General features: G+C 70.7%; 2 protein-coding genes. Both read left to right on the plus strand.

From position 1 onward, the window contains the following. Nucleotides 1-159 (plus strand): universal stress protein (locus EXE51_RS17435; RefSeq protein WP_137693187.1); only part of this gene is annotated, 159 nt, incomplete at its 5' end. Nucleotides 160-192: 33 nt separating this feature from the next. Then, nucleotides 193-458, plus strand: a 266-nt coding sequence (locus EXE51_RS17440) for an AMP-binding protein (protein ID WP_158413916.1), incomplete at its 3' end; no start/stop codon positions are given.

Here is a 458-nt window from a genome sequence, read left to right on the forward strand (position 1 = left end):
ATTCAGGACTACGTCGACGAGCACGACATCGACGTCGTCGTGATGGGGACCCACGGTCGGAAGGGGATCGACCGCTACCTCCTCGGAAGCGTCACGGAGCGCGTCGTCCGCACCTCGGACGTGCCGGTGTTGACCGTGCGCCAGCCGGCGGATGAGTAACCGCACCGTACTCGGCGGACGCGGGTGACACCGATGCGCGACTGGCTCTCCCACCGCGTGGTCTCGTCGCCGGACGACACCGCCCTCGTCCGCGCCGAGGACGGCGAGGCGTGGAGCTACACCGACCTCGACCGCCTGGTCGCCGAGACCGCGGGCCGCCTCGTCGCGCACGGACTCGGCGAGGGCGATCGAATCGGCGTGCTCACGCCCCCGTACGTGGGCACCGTCGGGCTCGTTCACGCGACGATGCGGATCGGGGCGACGTTCGTCCCGCTCGGACAGGAGCTGACGTCGCGCGA

Origin of the sequence: Halorubrum sp. CGM5_25_10-8B (assembly GCF_005435095.1) — an archaeon.
Taxonomy (GTDB): domain Archaea; phylum Halobacteriota; class Halobacteria; order Halobacteriales; family Haloferacaceae; genus Halorubrum; species Halorubrum ezzemoulense.